Annotated in this window: 16 protein-coding genes; 10 read left to right on the top strand and 6 right to left on the bottom strand. The window is 60.4% G+C overall.

Going from position 1 to position 13,937, the window contains the following annotated elements; genetic code table 11:
• Positions 1 to 114: 114 nt before the first annotated feature.
• From fliF to visR, 3 genes are all read left to right on the top strand, one after another.
• The gene (fliF, locus tag ACCD05_RS13375) at positions 115 to 1,803 is read left to right on the top strand and encodes a flagellar basal-body MS-ring/collar protein FliF (protein WP_047507377.1); all 1,689 of its coding nucleotides are present in this window, start codon (positions 115 to 117) and stop codon (positions 1,801 to 1,803) included.
• Positions 1,804 to 2,116: 313 nt separating this feature from the next.
• The gene (visN, locus tag ACCD05_RS13370; RefSeq protein WP_413393240.1) at positions 2,117 to 2,863 is read left to right on the top strand and encodes a transcriptional regulator VisN; all 747 of its coding nucleotides are present in this window, start codon (positions 2,117 to 2,119) and stop codon (positions 2,861 to 2,863) included.
• A 13-nt stretch (positions 2,864 to 2,876) separates the two neighbouring features.
• Positions 2,877 to 3,626, top strand: a complete 750-nt coding sequence (visR, locus tag ACCD05_RS13365; protein ID WP_047507381.1) for a transcriptional regulator VisR — start codon at positions 2,877 to 2,879, stop codon at positions 3,624 to 3,626.
• A gap of 21 nt (positions 3,627 to 3,647) precedes the next feature.
• Here visR and ACCD05_RS13360 read toward each other — a convergent pair whose 3' ends face one another.
• The 6 genes from ACCD05_RS13360 to motA all read right to left on the bottom strand — a co-directional run bounded on the left by ACCD05_RS13360 (position 3,648) and on the right by motA (position 8,817).
• Positions 3,648 to 4,088: a hypothetical protein gene (locus tag ACCD05_RS13360; RefSeq protein ID WP_047507383.1), complete on the bottom strand. Its 441-nt coding sequence runs from the start codon at positions 4,086 to 4,088 to the stop codon at positions 3,648 to 3,650.
• 4 nt (positions 4,089 to 4,092) lie between these two features.
• Positions 4,093 to 5,172 (bottom strand): flagellar biosynthesis protein FlhB, encoded by a 1,080-nt coding sequence (gene flhB, locus ACCD05_RS13355; protein WP_047507385.1) that lies wholly within the window; start codon positions 5,170 to 5,172, stop codon positions 4,093 to 4,095.
• Positions 5,173 to 5,297: 125 nt separating this feature from the next.
• Positions 5,298 to 6,338, bottom strand: a complete 1,041-nt coding sequence (gene fliG, locus ACCD05_RS13350) for a flagellar motor switch protein FliG (RefSeq protein ID WP_018898420.1) — start codon at positions 6,336 to 6,338, stop codon at positions 5,298 to 5,300.
• A 29-nt stretch (positions 6,339 to 6,367) separates the two neighbouring features.
• A complete protein-coding gene (gene fliN, locus ACCD05_RS13345) occupies positions 6,368 to 6,937 on the bottom strand; it encodes a flagellar motor switch protein FliN (RefSeq protein WP_413393237.1) in 570 nt (189 codons plus the stop codon).
• 62 nt (positions 6,938 to 6,999) lie between these two features.
• Positions 7,000 to 7,938 (bottom strand): FliM/FliN family flagellar motor switch protein, encoded by a 939-nt coding sequence (locus ACCD05_RS13340; protein ID WP_047507392.1) that lies wholly within the window; start codon positions 7,936 to 7,938, stop codon positions 7,000 to 7,002.
• 6 nt (positions 7,939 to 7,944) lie between these two features.
• Positions 7,945 to 8,817, bottom strand: coding sequence for a flagellar motor stator protein MotA (gene motA / locus ACCD05_RS13335; RefSeq protein WP_018898423.1), 873 nt, complete (start codon positions 8,815 to 8,817; stop codon positions 7,945 to 7,947).
• A gap of 274 nt (positions 8,818 to 9,091) precedes the next feature.
• Here motA and flgF point away from each other — a divergent pair, with 274 nt between their 5' ends.
• From flgF to flgG, 7 genes are all read left to right on the top strand, one after another.
• Positions 9,092 to 9,826: a flagellar basal-body rod protein FlgF gene (gene flgF, locus ACCD05_RS13330; protein WP_047507394.1), complete on the top strand. Its 735-nt coding sequence runs from the start codon at positions 9,092 to 9,094 to the stop codon at positions 9,824 to 9,826.
• Positions 9,827 to 9,842: 16 nt separating this feature from the next.
• Positions 9,843 to 11,231 carry a flagellar protein export ATPase FliI gene (fliI, locus tag ACCD05_RS13325; protein ID WP_112979856.1) on the top strand — a complete coding sequence of 463 codons (1,389 nt, stop codon included), beginning with the start codon at positions 9,843 to 9,845 and terminating at the stop codon, positions 11,229 to 11,231.
• A gap of 43 nt (positions 11,232 to 11,274) precedes the next feature.
• Positions 11,275 to 11,820, top strand: a complete 546-nt coding sequence (locus ACCD05_RS13320; protein WP_413393234.1) for a flagellar protein — start codon at positions 11,275 to 11,277, stop codon at positions 11,818 to 11,820.
• Positions 11,821 to 11,988: 168 nt separating this feature from the next.
• Complete coding sequence (gene flgB / locus ACCD05_RS13315) at positions 11,989 to 12,381, top strand: flagellar basal body rod protein FlgB (protein WP_047507399.1); 393 nt, start codon at positions 11,989 to 11,991, stop codon at positions 12,379 to 12,381.
• Between the two features lie 4 nt (positions 12,382 to 12,385).
• The gene (gene flgC / locus ACCD05_RS13310) at positions 12,386 to 12,802 is read left to right on the top strand and encodes a flagellar basal body rod protein FlgC (RefSeq protein WP_047507401.1); all 417 of its coding nucleotides are present in this window, start codon (positions 12,386 to 12,388) and stop codon (positions 12,800 to 12,802) included.
• Positions 12,802 to 13,128, top strand: coding sequence for a flagellar hook-basal body complex protein FliE (locus ACCD05_RS13305; RefSeq protein ID WP_047507403.1), 327 nt, complete (start codon positions 12,802 to 12,804; stop codon positions 13,126 to 13,128). Before flgC ends, ACCD05_RS13305 begins: the two co-directional genes overlap by 1 nt.
• A gap of 20 nt (positions 13,129 to 13,148) precedes the next feature.
• Positions 13,149 to 13,937 (top strand): flagellar basal-body rod protein FlgG, encoded by a 789-nt coding sequence (gene flgG, locus ACCD05_RS13300; RefSeq protein ID WP_047507406.1) that lies wholly within the window; start codon positions 13,149 to 13,151, stop codon positions 13,935 to 13,937.

The following is a 13,937-nucleotide window of genomic DNA, read 5'->3' as shown; positions in this document are numbered from 1 at the left end:
CTGGCCGGCCCTCTTACTTAAACGTCAATACGAAACGCTCGCACAAGTTTCGGCTTCTATAGGTCAAATTAGGCGATAGGCCTGCTTTGTCTGTAAAGATCGTGCGAGAACAGAATGAATCTGTTAAATCAATTACTTCCGGTTATTAGGAACTTCAGTTCCCTTGGGCGGAATCGCCTGCTGGCGTTGGCCGGCATCGGGGTGGTTTCCGTGGCGCTTATTCTCGGCGCCGCTCTATTGGTGAATAAACCCGCTCAGGAAACGCTCTATGTCGGGCTTGATTCGTCCGATTTGAACCAGATCAGCATTGCGCTCGCAGAATCGAACATTGCGTTCCAGGTCGGCTCCGACGGTTCGAGCATCACCGTGCCTGCCGGCATGACCGGCAAGTCGCGTCTGCTGCTCGCCGAAAAGGGCCTGCCCAACAGCAACAATGCCGGTTACGAACTCTTCGACAAGGTCGGCTCGCTCGGCCTGACCTCCTTCATGCAGGAAGTCACCCGCGTTCGCGCGCTGGAAGGTGAGATTGGCCGCACGATCCAATCGATCTCCGGCGTATCGGCGGCACGCGTTCACATCGTCATGCCCGAGGTCGGCAATTTCCGCCGCGCCGAGCAGAAGCCGACGGCATCCGTCATGCTTCGAGCGAGTGCCTCGACCGGCCGCGCCGCGGCAAGCTCCATCCGTCACCTCGTCGCCTCGGCCGTGCCGGGGCTCGATGTCGGTGACGTGACCATTCTCGATTCCGCCGGCCAGCTGCTCGCCTCCGGCGACGAGGCCAGCAACAGCAACCTCAACCGCTCGCTCGGCATCGTCCAGAACGTTCAGTCCGAGATCGAATCCAACATCGACAAGGCGCTTGCCCCGTTCCTGGGGATGGACAACTTCCGTTCCAGCGTCACCGCCGACCTGAACACGGACGCCCAGCAGATCCAGGAAACCGTCTACGATCCGGAATCCAAGGTCGAGCGCTCCGTGCGTTCCACGAAGGAAGCGGCCCAGTCGCAGCAGACGGCGAACGACAACGCCACCACCGTCCAGCAGAACGTGCCGCAGGCCGCTCCTCCGTCTGGTGGCTCGAGCGGACCGGCCTCGCAGGACAAGTCCGACAAGAAGGAAGAGCAGACCAACTACGAGATCAACAGCAAGACCACGGCGACCACGCGTAACAGCTACAAGGTCGAGAAGCTGTCGATCGCTGTCGTGGTCAACAAGGGCCGTATCGCCAAGATGGTCGGCGAGCCTGTCGACCAGGCCAAGATCGATGCCTATCTCGCCGAGATGCAGAAGATTGTTTCGTCCGCTTCCGGCATCCGCACCGATCGCGGCGACGTGGTCACCGTCACGGCCATGGACTTCCTCGAAAACCAGCTTCTTGAGGAAACCGGTTCCGGCGTCCGTGTCATGGACATGCTGAGCCGCAACCTCGCCGGCATCATCAACTCGCTCGCCTTCGTGGTCGTCGCCTTCCTGGTCATCTGGATGGGTGTCCGTCCGATGGTCCGCAGCATGAACGGTGGCGGTGCCGCAATCGCTGGCGACACCTCGATCGAAAGCGCTGGCCTCGAACTTCCGGACTTCGCTCCGGCAGGCGACGCCAGCGGCGGGGCCCTCATGGACGGCTTCGGCTCGGACTTCGGCTTCGACAGCACGGAAGATCTCCTCAGCCTCGGCGACGACGACGGCAGCTTCAATCGCCGGGTCAAGGAAGGGCCGGAGCGCAAGCTCGCCCGCATGGTCGAGATCAACGAGGAACGCGCAGCGAAAATCCTCAGGAAATGGGCGGTCGACAACGCCGCATAACAAAAGGGCCGGGAAACCGGCCCTTATCTTTTTTGGCACATCGCAAGCACGAAAACGGTGCATGACTCGCGTTTGACGCGAATCGTATTGCCATATGGCCTCGAATCATCTTAGCTTACTATAACTTCTAAGAGATGAATTCCTTGTGCGAATCGCCGCACAGTTCGCGACAAAAGTAAATCCCCAGAACTCGGAGATGGTGATTTGCTTTCATTGACGTAACCTTGGATGATTCGCGGGGAAGGTGCATTTCTTTGCTGACAGACGTGATCAAGCTTTTTTCGTGATAGGTTCTCAGCCTCAGGAATTGCCAATGGACATGCAGATATTGCAAGCTCTCAAGAGCGAAACGAGGACAGGGAACTTCGTCGGGATTGCTGCGACCAACCTGTCATCGCGCTCGGAACTCATTGCCCAGCTGTGTGATATAGCGAGCACGGGAAGGTTGCAGCCGGGGCTGCGCATCCTGACCGATTACGTGGGGGCTTCGCACTATCTCCTGGCTCGCGCTGATTTGCTGCAGGAAGCCGGCCTCGATTTCGTGGTCTCGTCCGATTGGCCATTCGATCTCGTCACCAATCTCGCAGAGGCGTTCGTGGGCGGTTTCGGTCGCGCCACCGAGCTTGAGAAGTGCATGCAGCTCTTCCAGCCGCATTTCGCCGTCTTGCCTGACACAGCTGACGTTCCCGATGGTGCAAGCCGCCAATATTGCTCGCTGATGTTCAATATCGGGCGCTCGCGCCTGGCGCTGATGTTCCTGTTCGACGATGGCTTCATCCTCTCGCAGGAGCGCCTCAGGGATGTCGGCCTTCTCACGGCCTATTACACCAGCCTGCTGCAGTACAGCGGTACCAAGTCCGATCGCGACTTCGAACTGACCGATCGCGAACTCGAGTGTCTATTCTGGATCGCCGAAGGCAAGACCAGCGACGAAATCGCGATGATCCTCGGCATCTCGCGAAACACGATCAACAACTACATTACCAGCGTCATGCGCAAGACGGCGACGAAGACCCGTTCCGAAGCCATCGCTTTCGCGGTCAGAAACAACCTGGTGTAAGGAGGGCGCGCTCATGGCATATGCATCGGGCCGGTCGATCAGCAGCTCCGACACCATCTCGCGCTCCACGCGCGCCAACAGGGTCAGCAGCCGATCCGATCTCTTCCCGCGTCTGGTCGCCATGCAGAAGCTCGCCGACGCGCAGAACTTCGCGGTCTACCGCATGTCCGGCTCCGGCCTCCCGGCCAAGCAGCGCCTGATCTGCGAGCTGGAGAACTGGGGTTCGGCCAATGCCTCGCTGCACAAGAACTTTGTCGATGCCTATGGCGACGCGCTGATCGAGCACGTCGAGAAGTCGCTTCTGCCGCTCGCATGGGCCGGCAGCCATGATCGCAGCTTCCCCGGCGCCATCGGCATGGCGCCATTCGTCGTGCGTCTTCCAGATGGCCTCGTGCCGTTCTCCGGTCTTGCTTTCCCTGTTCGCCTCGGCGCGATCGGCAATGGCTTCGTCGTCTTCACCGGCGATGATCTCGATCCGCCGAACGAGATGGTCGTCGAGCTGCACGGCCGCGCCTGCCAGGTGATGATCGACCTACTGTCGCTCGACGAGCGTCGCGTCGCCGCCGCCGAAGCGCTCAGCGAACGCGAGATCGCCTGCTTGCAGCTCGCCGGCGACGGTCGCATCAGCGAAGAAATCGCCGACAAGCTCGGCCTGTCGGTGCACACCGTCAACGCCTATCTCGGCTCGGCGACGATCAAGCTGGATTCGGTCAACCGCATCCAGGCGATCGCCAAGGCAATCCGGCTCGGCTACATCAGCTGAGGCATGCTTTCTGCGGAATAGTTAGCTCGCGAGCGCCTGAAGCGGCGGCACATTGTAGCGCGCCTGGTTGAGGCTGTGCTCGAGAAACGCCGTGTTTTCGTGCGGATTCGCCGAAGGGTTCTCGAAAGCGATGTGGTTGATCTCGATGCCGGCATGCTCGGCGGCGAGCGTCAGCTGCGCGTAGACGGTCACGCCGCGCGGCTTGATCTCCAGGTCGATGACAACCTCGGGCTTGCCGCCCCATTCCAGCGTATAGCTGCCGCCATGGCCGAAATTGACCGTGCCGGGATGAAAGAACATCTCGGCTGCCGAGGAAACGAGGTCTGAAAGATTGCCGTAATACTCAAATCGCAGGATCGAAATCAGGTCCGAAGCGTCCAGCAGCCGCAATTCGGTGGCGACCGGGCTGATTGCTTCGGCAAGAATCTTCTCGCGCTGGGCAGAGTAGGGGCATTTTTTCATTCGTTTATCTTACCCGGTTGTTCTTGGCCTGCGCCGCGTACACCCGATGAATGAGTTCCGCGACGGCCTTGTAGAATACTGACGGGATGACACTATCCACCGAGACTTGCGCAAACATGGAGCGCGCAAGCGGCGGATCTTCGAAAACCGGTATTCCGTTCGTCTCGGCGATCTCTCTGATTTTTAACGCAATTAGGTCCTGGCCCTTGGCAACGACGATCGGCGCGTCGTTTTCCTCGCGCACATAGCGCAGCGCAACGGCAAAGTGGGTCGGGTTGGCGATGACCATGGTGGCGCGCGGCACGTTGGCGATCATGCGGCGCCTTGCGCGGTCGCGCATCAGCGCGCGCTGGCGGCCCTTCACGAATGGGTCGCCCTGCGATTGCTTGTTTTCTTCCTTGATTTCGTGACGCGACATCTTCAGCTCGGTGAACCAGTGATAGCGCGTCCAGAAGAAGTCGACGATCGCCACCAGCGCGGTCGCGATCAAAACCACCAGCGTGATCTTCTGCATGGCAGACATCATGCGGGTGAAGATCGTCGTCGGGTCGGAAAATATCGCATCGATCGACGCGAAGTAGTCGCTGCGCAGCATGAGCACCATGACGACGCCGACGATGACAATCTTCGTCAGCGATTTGCCGAACTCGATGAGGCCCTGCAGACTGAAGAGCCGCGACCAGCCCTTGGCCGGCGATATGCGCGACCATTGCGGCCTGATCCGCTCGAGAATTGGCACCGGCAGGTTCTGGCCGATCGAAGCGGCAACGCCGAACACCATGAAGAGAATCATCGCCGGCGCGAGCAACTGCGCGCAGACCCAGCCGAGGTGGACGAAGAGCGACAGGACATCAGGCCCGGTGTCGATCTTCCACTGGTCCGGCTGCTCGAAAATATCCTTCAGAGATGCCCCGACGGCGCTGAGCCCGTTCGGCAGGAAGAAGATCAGATAGATGTAGGTGGCGAGAACCGTGGCGAAGAGGGGCAGTTCGCGCGAGAAGGGGGTATTGCCTTTCTCAGCCGCGTCGCTTTGCTTTTTCGCGGTAGGCGCTTCTGTTTTACTGTCCTTGTCGTCGTCCGCCACGGTCGCGACTCCTACTCAAAAGAAAAGGCCGCGCCAGCGCGCGACCCTTGCTTTTGTAGTCCCCGGGAATGCCGCGATCAATCGCGGCGTTCGTCTCGGGCCTATCTGTACACAGTAACAGCGGCTTAGGCGGCGGCCGCACCTTCGGCTTCGCCTTCCTTGAGCTGGATCTGGCCGGAATTGGCCAAACGAATCGCTTCCTGCGCAATGGCGCGGCGTGCGATCGCGATCTCGCGCGGGTTGATGCCCGTCGTGCCGCTCTGCAGGTCGGATTCGATCATGCGGCGCTGACGCGGGCTGATCGAGGCGAGAACGGCTTCCTTCATCTCCGAAGAGGAGCCGCGCAGCGCCATGGTCAGGATGTCCGCGGAAATGTCGTTCAGCAGCATGACGCGGCTGCGCTGCGGCATGATCATCAGGTCTTCGAACAGGAAGATCTTCGGACGAACCTTGTTGACCGATTCGCGGCTGATCGATTCGAGCGACGTCAGCAAGGTGTCGACCTGCGGCTTGTCCATCTCGTTCATCAGTTCGGCAACCTTCGTCGAGCCGATCGAATTCTTCTCGGCGTCGATCTCGGCGAGCAGCGTCATGACCTGCTTTTCGATGATCTGCGCGGCCTTCGGGCTCACGGACTTCAGGTTGACGGTACGGTTCATGATGTCGGCGCGGCGGCCGTCGGGGATCTGCATCAGCACCTTGGCGCCGAAGGAAGAGGGCATCATGGACAGGATGTAGGCGACCGTCTGCGGGTGTTCGCGCAGCAGGAACTTGCCGATGAAGGCGGGATCGCCTTCGCCCAGCCGGTCCCAGATGGAGGTTTCATAGGCCTGGAACGCCGTGCGGCGGCCAAGCAGGCTGTCGACTTCGTCGGGCGTCAGCCCTTCTTCGAGGATGCTTTCGATCGCCTTGGCGTTGTCCATCAGACCTGCACCTTCGGTGAACAGATCCTCGAACTCGGCCACGAGGCCGAGCAGCTCGTCAGGCGGGATCGCGCGCAGAGCCTGCGCGGATCCGATAATCGTCTGCAGTTCGGCCTGCGTGAAATACTTCAACAGTCTGCCAGCAACCCCTTTCCCCATCGCGAGGAGAACGGCCGCTGCTTTCTCAGCCTGGGTCAACGGTTTCTCGGCAAGAGCGCCGCCGAAATCGTCAAAGTCCATCATGGTCTAACCTCTCCGTCCCTACAGCGGGATCAGGCTTTCTTAGTACCTAAAACTTCAATCAGTTTTACGCCAAAACGTGTGTCGTCATTTTCGAGAACGGTGATCTCGCCGCGCGCGATCTTGCGGCCATTCACCATGATTTCGACCGGCTCGCCGATCTTCTTGTCCAGCGCGATCGTGGCGCCTTCGTTCAGGTTCATCAGGCCCGAGACCTGCATGCGGCTGCTGCCGAGCATGATCTGAACATCGATCGGGATGTCCATGATCAGGTCCATGTTCGACTGCATCGCGCTGCCGAGCGGGGCTGCGACGCCAGGGGTCGCCGAGCTGTCGCCAAAATCGGACATGCCGCCGAAGTCCGTGGAGCCGCCGAAATCGCCGCCACCAAAGTCGGTGTCGGTGCCGGTCTCCAGATCGCCACCAAAGGCCGACAGATCGGTACCGCCGCCAAACGCGTCGAGGTCGTCGCCGCCGAAATCGGGCATGCCGCCGTCCGCGTCGGTCTTCAGAACGCCACGCAGGTCATCGATAGCCTGATCAAGCTCGGCTTCGTTGCCTGGTTGCTCGAGATCGGTGCTCTTTGTTTTTTTCGTCGCCATGAAATCACTATTCCAGTTGAAACTTGCCTCAACCTGCCTTGAGGGGCAGGGGCCGAAATCGGTTAATTCATTAAGTAGCGGATGAGGTCGTCATCCGAGTTGATCGTATCCTTCACCCGGACGGTATAATTCTCGCCCGAGCGCCCCAACTCGCACACATAGAGCTCTTTGCTGTTGGCACTGACATCGACGCGGACGTCACCGCTGTCGAGGAAGGGAATGACGTCGCCGGCCGCAAGCTTGGAGATCGTGCGCAGCGTCAGCTCCTGAAGGCGGACTTTTGCTTCCAGCGTCACCTGCGAGCGGCGGACCTGCTCGCTCATCTGCTCCGTCCATTCCGACGAATTGGCCGATGCGTTCTTCGCGCGCGGCACGACAACGGTCGTCTTCAAGAGCGCTGCCTGCGGAACGATCAGCGAGAATTCCGATGTGATACCCGACAGCGTGATCGACATGTTGATCGCGGCTGCGAATTCATCCGGCTTGTCGTCCGGCGCCTTTGGCCGCGTCTCGGCGGCGTGCGGCAGCTCAAGGCTGGGCTCGAAGCCACCAGGCGCGTTGACAGCCGAGCGCAGGACGTTGGCGATCTTTTCGAACACCGTGACGGCCAGTTCCAGCTCGATGATCGAGAGCAGGCGGTCCGCCGGCTGCTCGACAGTCTCGGGTGATGCGCCGAGCAGATGCTCCATCAGCGTGATGACGAAACCGTTGCCGCAGGACAGCGTGAAGTCGGGCGACCAGTTGCGAAGCGATCCGTCGACCAGCGTGACGCTCTCTCCGAGATCTGCGACCAGGTCGTGCTTGTAGCCGGCGTGGCAGCCGAGATAGTTGACCTGCACGTCGAGGTCGGTCTCGCTCTTGATGACATCGGGGAGAAACACCCGGTAGACGTCGCCGAAGGCGGCGCAGAGCTTTTCCACCGTCGCCTTGTCGCCCAGCCGGCCTGTCAGCTTCGCGAGCAGCGCGTCGTCCATCAATGGTTTCTGGAGTTGAGCGTTCATGTCCGTTTAGGCCGCCTTGTTCTCACCGCCGGGGTTCATCATTTCCTGCTCGACGGCGTCGATAGAAGGACGCTCGTAGGCCGAGATCGTCTTGCGGCCGTATTCGAGAGCAACCTGCGGAACCGAGCCGTTCATGTAGGCAAGCAGCGTCTGCTTGACGATGACGTAGAGGCGGTGCTGCTTGGAGCGCACGATCTTGATCTGCGAGGTGATCGGCGAGCATACGCAGTAGGAAAGCAGAATGCCGAGGAAGGTACCGACGAGCGCCGAGCCGATCAGGTGACCGAGAACTTCAGGCGAATCGTTGATGTGCGCCATGGCCTTGATGACGCCGAGAACGGCCGCGACGATACCGATTGCCGGGAAGGCGTCGCCCATCGTCTGGATGGCGTGGTAGGGCTTCATCTTGTCGTGAAGGATCGTGTTGATCTCTTCGTCCATCAGCGCTTCGATCTCGTGGCTGCGTGCGTTGCCGATGATGATCAGGCGAACGTAGTCACAGATGAACGCGGTGATTTCCTTGTTCTTCAGGATGGTCGGCGCGGATTGGAAGATCGAGGATTCAGCCGGATTGTCGATGTGAGCTTCGATCTCGTTGCGCGACTTCGTGCGCAGGTCGCGCATCAGCGAATAGAGAACGCCGAGCGTATCGAGGTAGTTGCGCTCCTTCGGAACCGAATGCTTGAAGGCTTCCCCAAGCGCCTTGCCCGAGTCTTTCACGACCTTCATCGGGTTGGCCATGATGAAGCTGCCGATGCCGGCGCCGCCGATGATGACGAGCTCGAAGGGCTGCCACAGCGCGTCGATGTGACCGCCCATGGCCATGAAGCTGCCGACGATACAGCCGCAGACAATCACAAATCCGATAATGATATTCATCGCCAGTCCAAACCTGATCGTTATTTTCAACCGAAGGGATAGGAGGGCTGGCTTGCGTGAGGCTGATCCTTGCCTTGACGATTAAGCTTTCCGGCAAGCTTTTTGCCAAGCATTCCAGATGCCAGCTTCGCGCAAGGATTTGCTGACAATCTATTGGTGACGAATGGGCCACCATGCCCATGTCTGAGATGCCGCCTCAGCGGGATCGGGGTCGAACACACTGCAAACGCCCTGGTTTCGTAACGTTCATCGCCAATGCCAGGAGCCTACCCCGATGCAATCCGGTCTTTATGTTTCGCTGTCGTCGCAGATGGCACTTATGCGTCGCCTCGACACGATCGCGGACAACCTGGCGAACGTGAACACGACCGGCTTCCGCGGCACCGAGGTCAAGTTCAACCAGCTGATTGGCGATACCGATAACAAGCTCAACGCGAAGATCGCATACGTCTCGCAGGGCAACGACTACCTGTCCGCCGACAATGGTGAAATGAACCACACCGGCAACATGCTCGATTTCGCGATCAAGGGCGATGCCTGGTTCTCGCTCGACACGCCAGCCGGCCGGGTTCTGACCAAGGATGGCCGCTTCACGCTGACCGATAACGGTGAGCTGGTCTCGGTGCGCGGATATCCGGTGCTCGACACCGGCGGCGGGCCGATCATGCTCGACAGAACCGCTGGCGAGCCGAAGGTCGGCGCCGACGGTATGATCTACCAGAACAACCGGCAGGTCGCCGCGCTGGGCCTCTTCGAGGCGGATATCTCCAAGGGTTATCTCCGCTATGAGAACAGCGGCATCATGACCACCCAGACGCCGACCGCCGTTGTCGACCGCTTCAATGTCGGCGTCCAGCAGGGCTATCTCGAAAATTCGAACGTCAATGCGATGCGCGAAATCACCCAGCTGATCGAGGTCAACCGTGCTTTCGAAAGCATGACCTCGCTCACCAAGGACAGCGAATCCTCCTTCGGCGAAGCCATCAAGACGCTGGGCGGTAGCCGCTAAGCGGAAGGTTTGATCCATGGGCAATGAACAGCTGACCGAGGCGGCGCTTTCCAAGAAGCTCACCCATCTCGAAGCGCTTTCGGCACGCTACGCCAATCCCGATTTCATGATCGCCCCCGGCGGCCATGTGCAGACCATTGCGACCGGTCACTACACGGTCACGGGCCTGTCGCGCCATCTGCGTCTGGGAGAGTTCGTCGCCCACAAGTCGGCGACCGGCGTGCATCTCGGTGAAGTCGTTCGCGTCGAGCCGGATCTTGCCTATATCTGCCCCATTGAGCCGGGCGAGCCGATCGGCGTTCACGATACCGTCATCCGCAAGGGCGCCTTCCGCATCGCGCCGTCTGACAGCTGGTGCGGCCGGACCATCAGCTCGCTCTGTGAGCCGATCGATGGCAAGGGCCCCGTTGTCGAGGGACTGAAACGCCGCTCTATCTCCAACACCGCGCCGCCCTCGATGACACGCCAGCGTGTCGAGAAGGGCTTCAAGACCGGCGTGCGCGCGATCGACATCTTCTCGCCGCTGTGCCTCGGCCAGCGTCTCGGCATTTTCGCCGGCTCGGGCGTCGGCAAGTCGACGCTGCTCTCCATGCTTGCCCGCGCGGACGCCTTCGACAAGGTCGTGATCGCGCTCGTTGGCGAACGTGGCCGCGAAGTGCGCGAATTCATCGAGGATACGCTCGGCGCCGACATGCAGAAATCGGTCGTCGTGGTTGCGACCAGCGACGAAAGCCCGATGCTGCGCAAGATGGCGCCGCTGACGGCGATCACCATCGCCGAGCATTTCCGCGACCAGGGTGACAACGTCCTTCTGATCGTCGATAGCGTCACGCGCTTCGCCCACGCGATCCGCGAAGTCGCGACCGCTTCCGGCGAGCCGCCGATCGCGCGCGGCTATCCGGCCTCCGTCTTCACCGAACTGCCGCGCTTGCTTGAGCGCGCCGGCCCCGGCCCCGAGGGCACCGGCACAATCACCGCAATCATTTCGATCCTCGTCGATGGCGACAATCACAACGATCCGATCGCCGACTCCACCCGCGGCATTCTCGACGGCCACCTCGTGCTCCAGCGCAGCCTCGCTGACGAAGGCCGCTATCCGCCGATCGATCCGCTCGCATCGATCTCGCGTCTGGCCCGCAAGGCCTGGACGCCGGATCAGGAGAAGCTCGTCTCGCGCCTCAAGGCTCTTGTGCATCGCTACGAGGAAACCCGCGATCTTCGCCTGATCGGCGGCTACCGGCAGGGCGCCGATCCGGATCTGGACATGGCGGTCAAGCAGGTGCCCGTCATTTACGACGTATTGAAGCAATCCCCCGGCGATCAGCCATCCCCGGATTCCTTCGCCGATCTGGCCGGAGCCCTGAAGGCGGCCGCCGGCATCGGCAACCAGCCGGTGCGCAGATAGCGAATTAGAAGATAGCCGACGCTTGAAGATAGAAAGACTAGATGTGACCGATTTCGACGATGACGAAAAGATTCCGCCGCTGAAGCCGCAGGGCCGTCGCAGGTCGACGTTCAACGATCGCGTTCTCACGGTCGCGGGTCTGCTGCTCGCCGGCGCATCCGCGATCTTTCCGTGGTACGTGTTCTTCAACGAAAACAAGTTCGGCCTCAATGTCGCCGAAGGCGACCGCACGCGCGACCTGCCGAACTGGCCGGCGCGCAATGTCTTCAGCGTTTCACCGCTGGCGATGGCCAACAGGAACCCGCCGGAAGTAAAGCCCGAGGTCCCGGTCGATCCGCTGACGACGGCAACGGTCTCCTCCATCGGCAAGGAAGACAACAAGGGCGCCCCCGCCGAAGATCAGCCGTTCCCCGGCAAGTCGGCCTTCCGCCTGCTGCATGTCGCCAACGGCCGTGCGCTGATCGAGGATACATCGGGCATGTATGTCGTTCGCGTCGGCTCGATCCTGCCGGATGAGAGCCGCCTTGCGACGCTCGAGCAGCGCGACGGAAAATGGGTGATCGTCACGTCCCGGGGTGAAGTTTACTGACGTCGTGGACGTCGGGCCAGCATCGGCTTTCAAGGCTCCTCCGCACAGCGGGGGAGCCTTTTTCGTCTCTCCCGATCCCAGCTCGCCTTTATGAAGCAAGAACGCATTCTCCGTAAGTCTGACGCAAGATTACCGACCTAGGTTCGGGGCAGTAAAAAGGAGAGTTCCATGCAACCGATTCAACTGTTCGACTTGGCCTCGCGGCAGGCGGAATGGCTGTCGATTCGTCAGGAAGTCGTTGCCGGCAACATCGCGAACGCCAACACGCCAAAGTATCGCGCCAAGGACATCACGCCTTTTCAGGCTGTTCTCGACAATTCGGACGTGGCGATGGCGCGGACCAACGCCGCACATCTGAGCGGCAACGATCTCAGCACCAAGAACGACATCGACGTCAAGGATGCGGCGCTTGATGAAGAGATGGGCGTGCAGGAATCGGGAAACACGGTTGGTCTCGCCGAAGAGCTCTCCAAGGCTGGCGAAATCAAGCGCCAATATGAGCTGAACACCTCGCTCGTGGGGTCATTCAACCGATTGATGCTTATGACGGTGAAGAGCTAAAAACATGGATCCTTTGTCCGCCGCTTCCAAAATCGCAGCCTCTGGCCTTGAGGCGCAGTCGACGCGTCTTCGCATCGTCTCCGAAAACATCGCAAACTCTCGCTCCACGGGGGATACCCCTGGCGCTGATCCTTACCGCCGCAAGACCATAACCTTCGGCGAAGCCATGGATCGCGCAACGGGCGTAACGACGGTCAACGTCAAGAAACTGGGCGTCGATGAATCGAAGTTCAGCACCGAATTCGATCCCAACAATCCTGCTGCGGACGCCAAGGGCGTGGTCAAGCTTCCGAACGTCAACATGCTGGTCGAGATGGCCGACATGCGCGAGGCCAACCGCTCCTACGACGCCAACCTGCAGGTCATCAAGCAAACCCGCGATCTCGTTTCATCGACAATCGACCTTCTGAAGAGCCAATAATGATTAACAGCATAAACAGCCTCAGCTCCCTGTCGGTAACGCGTGATCTGAGCGGCGTCGATCTCGGCAAATCCCAGGCCTCGTCGTCAGCCCAAAGCGCCACCAACGACGCCAGCTTCGCATCTGTCCTCGGCAATGCGGCCACCAACGCTGTCAATTCGATCAAGGGCGCTGAAAACATGTCCTTCGAAGGCATCAAGGGCACCGCGACGACGCGTGAAGTCGTCGATGCCGTGATGCAGGCGCAGCAGACCCTTCAGACCGCGATTGCCATTCGAGACAAGGTCGTTTCGGCCTTCCTCGAAGTAACCAAGATGCAGATGTAGTTGATTTTAAGGATTGAGCCATGAGAGCGCTTGCCATTGCAGCAACGGGCATGGATGCCCAGCAGACCAATCTTGAGGTCATCGCGAACAACATCGCGAACATCAACACCACAGGCTTCAAGCGCGCCCGCGCCGAGTTTACGGATCTGCTCTACCAGACCGAACGCGCGCAGGGCGTCTCCAACCGCGCCAACCAGGCGATCGTGCCCGAGGGCGCGAACATCGGCCTCGGTGTCCAGACGTCCGCTGTCCGCAACCTGCACATCCAGGGCGAACTTGCCCAGACCGGCAACGACCTCGACGTGGCCCTGATCGGCCGTGGCTTCTTCCAGATCCAGGCGCCGGACGGCACGACGCTCTACACCCGCGCCGGCGCGTTCAACAAGAACGAGACCGGCCAGATCGTCACCGTCGACGGCTACACGGTCGCGCCGAACATCACCATCCCCGTCGGTTCGACGCAGCTTACCATCAGCCGCTCCGGCGAAGTGACGGCAATGCTGCCGGGCCAGACAGTGCCCACGACTCTCGGACAGCTGCAGATCGCCGACTTTGTCAACGAAGCCGGTCTGAAGCCGCTCGGCGACAACCTCTTCCAGGAAACGCCGGCTTCCGGCCAGCCCGTCGTCGGCACACCCGACGATCCGGGCTACGGCTATCTCAAGCAGAGCTACCTGGAATCGTCCAACGTCGACCCGGTGAAGGAAATCACCGAGCTGATCTCGGCACAGCGCGCTTACGAAATGAACTCCAAAGTCATCACCACCGCCGACGAAATGGCCTCCATCGTCAGCAAGAACCTGAAGTAA

The organism is Rhizobium sp. Rhizsp42, from assembly GCF_047304155.1.
GTDB lineage: Bacteria > Pseudomonadota > Alphaproteobacteria > Rhizobiales > Rhizobiaceae > Rhizobium.
Note: the sequence above shows the minus strand (reverse complement) of the source record. Positions and strands in the feature narration are given on the sequence as shown.

What these genes read in the sequence shown, in the direction of transcription:
- fliF (WP_047507377.1), top strand. Translation starts at nt 115, where the DNA reads ATGAATCTGTTAAATCAATTACTTCCGGTTATTAGGAACTTCAGTTCC.
- visN (WP_413393240.1), top strand. Translation starts at nt 2,117, where the DNA reads ATGGACATGCAGATATTGCAAGCTCTCAAGAGCGAAACGAGGACAGGG.
- visR (WP_047507381.1), top strand. Translation starts at nt 2,877, where the DNA reads ATGGCATATGCATCGGGCCGGTCGATCAGCAGCTCCGACACCATCTCG.
- ACCD05_RS13360 (WP_047507383.1), bottom strand. Translation starts at nt 4,088, where the DNA reads ATGAAAAAATGCCCCTACTCTGCCCAGCGCGAGAAGATTCTTGCCGAA.
- fliG (WP_018898420.1), bottom strand. Translation starts at nt 6,338, where the DNA reads ATGATGGACTTTGACGATTTCGGCGGCGCTCTTGCCGAGAAACCGTTG.
- fliN (WP_413393237.1), bottom strand. Translation starts at nt 6,937, where the DNA reads ATGGCGACGAAAAAAACAAAGAGCACCGATCTCGAGCAACCAGGCAAC.
- ACCD05_RS13340 (WP_047507392.1), bottom strand. Translation starts at nt 7,938, where the DNA reads ATGAACGCTCAACTCCAGAAACCATTGATGGACGACGCGCTGCTCGCG.
- motA (WP_018898423.1), bottom strand. Translation starts at nt 8,817, where the DNA reads ATGAATATCATTATCGGATTTGTGATTGTCTGCGGCTGTATCGTCGGC.
- flgF (WP_047507394.1), top strand. Translation starts at nt 9,092, where the DNA reads ATGCAATCCGGTCTTTATGTTTCGCTGTCGTCGCAGATGGCACTTATG.
- fliI (WP_112979856.1), top strand. Translation starts at nt 9,843, where the DNA reads ATGGGCAATGAACAGCTGACCGAGGCGGCGCTTTCCAAGAAGCTCACC.
- flgB (WP_047507399.1), top strand. Translation starts at nt 11,989, where the DNA reads ATGCAACCGATTCAACTGTTCGACTTGGCCTCGCGGCAGGCGGAATGG.
- flgC (WP_047507401.1), top strand. Translation starts at nt 12,386, where the DNA reads ATGGATCCTTTGTCCGCCGCTTCCAAAATCGCAGCCTCTGGCCTTGAG.
- ACCD05_RS13305 (WP_047507403.1), top strand. Translation starts at nt 12,802, where the DNA reads ATGATTAACAGCATAAACAGCCTCAGCTCCCTGTCGGTAACGCGTGAT.
- flgG (WP_047507406.1), top strand. Translation starts at nt 13,149, where the DNA reads ATGAGAGCGCTTGCCATTGCAGCAACGGGCATGGATGCCCAGCAGACC.